7 protein-coding genes are annotated in these 4149 nt (G+C 43.3%); all 7 read right to left on the reverse strand.

All coding sequences use genetic code 11. From position 1 onward, the window contains the following. Positions 1-481 (reverse strand): antirestriction protein ArdA (locus F6K13_RS21320; protein ID WP_287288302.1); only part of this gene is annotated, 481 nt, incomplete at its 3' end. 216 nt (positions 482-697) lie between these two features. Beyond that, positions 698-1297 (reverse strand): hypothetical protein, encoded by a 600-nt coding sequence (locus F6K13_RS21325; RefSeq protein WP_287288304.1) that lies wholly within the window; start codon positions 1295-1297, stop codon positions 698-700. A gap of 63 nt (positions 1298-1360) precedes the next feature. Next, positions 1361-1669, reverse strand: a complete 309-nt coding sequence (locus F6K13_RS21330; RefSeq protein ID WP_287288306.1) for a hypothetical protein — start codon at positions 1667-1669, stop codon at positions 1361-1363. A gap of 148 nt (positions 1670-1817) precedes the next feature. After that, positions 1818-2102: a hypothetical protein gene (locus tag F6K13_RS21335; RefSeq protein WP_287288308.1), complete on the reverse strand. Its 285-nt coding sequence runs from the start codon at positions 2100-2102 to the stop codon at positions 1818-1820. 199 nt (positions 2103-2301) lie between these two features. After that, positions 2302-2544 (reverse strand): hypothetical protein, encoded by a 243-nt coding sequence (locus tag F6K13_RS21340; RefSeq protein ID WP_287288310.1) that lies wholly within the window; start codon positions 2542-2544, stop codon positions 2302-2304. Between the two features lie 345 nt (positions 2545-2889). Next, entirely contained in the window at positions 2890-3411 is a 522-nt protein-coding gene (locus F6K13_RS21345) for a DUF4326 domain-containing protein (RefSeq protein WP_287288311.1), read from the reverse strand. Between the two features lie 78 nt (positions 3412-3489). Further along, positions 3490-3984 (reverse strand): hypothetical protein, encoded by a 495-nt coding sequence (locus F6K13_RS21350; RefSeq protein ID WP_287288313.1) that lies wholly within the window; start codon positions 3982-3984, stop codon positions 3490-3492. Positions 3985-4149: the final 165 nt, after the last annotated feature.

Consider the following 4149-nt stretch of genomic DNA (forward strand, 5'->3'; position numbering starts at 1 on the left):
TGGAGTTAGCCTTGATAACTCCTACTACCGATATATTTTTCACAGCATCTACAGCTCCACAGTTCTCAAACCATTCATCTGCAAATGCTTCCTTGGACTCATAGCAGCCTTGATACCTGTCCTCAAAGTCTCCATAGTGTTCTTCTACATCATCATTACCAAAGGCGTTAATATAACAAGCAAACGCTTCGCCATGCTCTACAACCTTTTCAGCTAGTTCGCATATCTTCTCAATGGAATCATGCTGGCCTATGGAAATGCCTTCAAATCCTTCGCTATCGTGAATAGCGCATTCTTCTGCCACTTCACCATACTTCTTTGCTGAAGGGGACTCAGCCAACATATCTTCAATCTTTGCCTCGACTTGAGAAAGTGAATCACACTCAATCCATTCTCCATGTAAAATACCATTGTTGTAATCACATAGAGAAGCTACATATATTTTGGGAGTATCAGTCATTGCTAACCATGTTATAAACACCAAAATATTTGGCAGTAGCCACTATTAACGAAGTCAGAAGTTAGAAGTCTCAAGTCTGAAGTTGTTTTTGTAACCTGTATTTGAGCAAGCCTCCAAAAATATTTCGCCTTAAAAGGTGTGGTTGCACGACCCAATTATTTTGATCGAAAAAAGCCAGAAGCCCATCGCCTCTGACTTCTTTCTATAGGTAATTTAGATGCACCTGATAGGTGAGGTCTACTTCCAGTTCTCAGGCAACCTCTGGATGTAGTCGCAGATATATTCCTCCCAACCAGTTTGCCAACGCCGAATAATCAAACTCATCCTACGCTTCTCCTGCATTGGTGGGACTTGTGTACAATGCCAGTATCGAGGATTATACGCAACAATCATTCCATCTGTGAGACGGTAGCATTCGGCCTCCTTCCACAAATATCCAGCTTTGGCTTGCTTCAAATTAAAACTCCTGTTGGGATTAATATAGAAGTTGGCCTCACCAAGGTTTACCATCACACACCACTCCCGAAACATGGGATGGTCTTTATGCCAATCAATTCCATTGTCTGCAGTTAGTATAGCTGAGTCCCATTCTGACATCAGCCTCTGACAAAATCTATCCAGGCGATCGCTCGGTCGAACAACCATTACACTTGGAGGTGTAAAAATCTTGAATCGCTTTCCTGACTGGAAGTTACAGCCAGACTTAATCCAGCGTTGGGGACGACCTGGACAGAATGAACTCCTGGACTGCTTGGTGGTGGGATTTATAGACTCACAAAACTGTCTAAAGTTTTCCAGGTGTTCCCCCTGGAGGACTTGACGTAAAATCTTAAACATTGGATAATCGTATTGAATGTAAGAAGTTAAGGCAGTAGAGGGGTCAACTCTACTGCCGTTTCATTATGCAGCTACCAACTTCTTCTGCTCTTTAGTAAAAAAGAAATTGACATGGTTGCAAGTTTCATCAGACCCAACTAGCATCAACCATCGGGACTGATAAGCTATGCACTTATCTCGATGGATAGTGTCTCCGTAGCAAGGCAGAACTGTCCAGATACCGAGGTTGTACCTAAGCTTCTTGTGATGACTGCTCCTGCGAGTAGCAGCGTAGACAAACACATTTCTGTACTTGTGTTTGGCTAGGTACAACTGAACCAACAAATCCACACCAGGGTTATCTCCAATGTGGACTTCCAATCCAAGTGCCATAATTTTGTCTAGAGATTGTATGGCCTGCTCAGGCAGCTTTCGTAGGTGATGGCTGCCCGTAATCATTACGGATTTTGATTTGACTTTCATTGTGGTAACCTAATAAATAAAAACCGGAAGTCTAAAACCTCCGGCTGTTTCCTTCAACCTAGAATGGAATATCGCTGTCATCGTCAGTAGCAGCAAGAGCAGCTATCCTGCCAAGCTTACGAGTTTCGCTAAGGCTGACAACGTTCCAAATGCTATCGCAATTCTTGCAAGCGCTTTGGATACTGGTCTCAAGATTGCCAACGTCGTGAACTGGAACTTCCTCTCGCTCAAGGCCGAGCCAGTCTTGTTCAATCCAGCTATCCTCTGAATCACTGACAACAACTGGAAATTCAACTCGGAGTCGATAAACGTTGACAATCTGGAATCCGTTTCTAGTTTTCATCGGTTTAATCCAATAACACCGAAACCTTCACGCAAGGCGAGGAGTGGGGGCACGATTTCACGGATAACCTAACAACGAAGTCAGCAACCGCCCCCCGACGAGACGAGCCACTAAATGTTACGAGTTATTTAATAGACGCGAATTACAGAAGCGTTTACTAAAGAAGGCTGATAGACGACAACTACCAGCCAAGATGTTCTTACTTTTGATTCCTGTACCTTTTCTCCAGGAATCTGATGCACTTGGCAATTACTGTTGCATGGCTAGACTTACCAACTTCATAGCCATCGACTAAGAGCCTGACTTCATGGCATGGCTGTCCATCCTTAAATTTGCCAGATACAGCAATATTGGCTAAGTCTATGATGGTAAAGCCTGGGTCGAATATTGTCCCATGCTCATCATAGGCTTTCATATCCTGCTTTAGCCGTTCGCGAAACATTTCAACTGGATCGTATCCATGTTCTCTGTGTTCGCGATAGACATCGGTCTCGTAGACGTTGGCCATTGGGCTTTCACCACTGCACCAGACGAACGCTATACCCTTCTTTCTGAAGCGATATTTGTACCGATGTAACTCAGGCAGATCGTGGTAATTGCTAGTGCTTTCAACTCTAATCTTCATGGTTATTTCTCCATAAACACCATGACCAATACGCAAGGTAAGGAGTGGGGGCACAGTTTCACAGATAACCTAACAACGAAGTGGTAACTCGCCCCCCGACGCGACGAGCTACTAAATGCTATGAGTTAATCACTATTTGATGTGTAGCTGAAAAAAAGTCTACTAATACAGCTCTATAGTCCCATTATCATCTGGATAATCTCCAGCATAGTAGCCGTAGTCACCATAGTTTTCCTCTTCGTACTCGTCCTCAGTCTGTTCCTCAACTTCTTCCACAGCAGCATAAATAAAACTGGACTCTTCAATCATCCACTTGATGCAATTGGCAATTACAGTAGCGTGGCACTGCTTGGGATAACAGTAGCAAAGCAATACCATCTCCTTCATGGGAGAACCATCAAGAAACTGTTCTGCTACACATAGCTGTGCTAGAGACAGAATTTCATCAACTAACGTCGAGGATTTTGTACCATTTTGGTAAGCTTTAATTTCATTCCATAGATGCTTGCGGAACTCAGCTATCGCTACTTCTGTAGGAGTGTCCGTCGTTACTGGAAATGGGTTTCCTAATGAGCTTGGGCGACCACAGTATATGTATGCAATTCCATCTTGGCGTAGTCGGTATTTGCCAGACAAAGCGTTAATTTCTTTGTAGTTCTTAATATTATCAACTCTAATTTTCATAGCTTTTAAAGCGTGGTTTTTTAAGGGACAAAAAAACAGAACAGCACCCAAAGCTAGGTACTGCTTTCTTTTCCACAGCTAGAATGGAACCTTTATCTTGCTCCAGTTTGCTCTCCAAGCAACCAAAGCAAATCTTTCTTGCTCTAGCTTATCTACCGAATGCAGCACCTTAGTCCTGAAGAGGTAGATTTCTCCTGCTTTGCACTGGTGTACCTCGCTCCCTATCCTGAAAACGAAGTCAGTGCTGGAAACAGAAACAGCCTCAAATCCATAGCCAGCAGCGTCACGGTGGGGTAAGATACCACCCCCTGGCTGGTAATGTAAGGCAAGCGCAATTCCCCATCTAGGCAGAATCCTATCTAGAAATATCTCAATCCTGGCATCCCTGTATGCTTCTACTGCATCCGGATCTTTATGATTCCCAGTTAACTCTAGAGCTATCGGTAGAGTTCTTCTACCAAAGCTAGATTTGTAAGAATCAGTCCGATATGCTAGAGTCTTCATGTAATCAGTAAAATCCTCAATGTCAACTCTACCAATCTTATGGATAAGCTCGTTCTTTTCTAAAGTCATGGAATCACTCCAAATTCTCCACAACCTCAACTACTGCTGAGTACGGGGGGTTGTTTCACAAATAGCCTTTGTATCTAACTAATAACTCCCCCCTAGCCGAAGCAGCAAATTTTTTAAGTATCAAATCAAAAAGGTAAGTAGAAGCACAAGCACCTACTTACCTTA

Source organism: Okeania sp. SIO2B9, from assembly GCF_010672505.1.
Lineage (GTDB): Bacteria > Cyanobacteriota > Cyanobacteriia > Cyanobacteriales > Microcoleaceae > Okeania > Okeania hirsuta.

What these genes read in the sequence shown, in the direction of transcription:
- F6K13_RS21325 (WP_287288304.1), bottom strand. Translation starts at nt 1,297, where the DNA reads ATGTTTAAGATTTTACGTCAAGTCCTCCAGGGGGAACACCTGGAAAAC.
- F6K13_RS21330 (WP_287288306.1), bottom strand. Translation starts at nt 1,669, where the DNA reads ATGGCACTTGGATTGGAAGTCCACATTGGAGATAACCCTGGTGTGGAT.
- F6K13_RS21335 (WP_287288308.1), bottom strand. Translation starts at nt 2,102, where the DNA reads ATGAAAACTAGAAACGGATTCCAGATTGTCAACGTTTATCGACTCCGA.
- F6K13_RS21340 (WP_287288310.1), bottom strand. Translation starts at nt 2,544, where the DNA reads ATGTTTCGCGAACGGCTAAAGCAGGATATGAAAGCCTATGATGAGCAT.
- F6K13_RS21345 (WP_287288311.1), bottom strand. Translation starts at nt 3,411, where the DNA reads ATGAAAATTAGAGTTGATAATATTAAGAACTACAAAGAAATTAACGCT.
- F6K13_RS21350 (WP_287288313.1), bottom strand. Translation starts at nt 3,984, where the DNA reads ATGACTTTAGAAAAGAACGAGCTTATCCATAAGATTGGTAGAGTTGAC.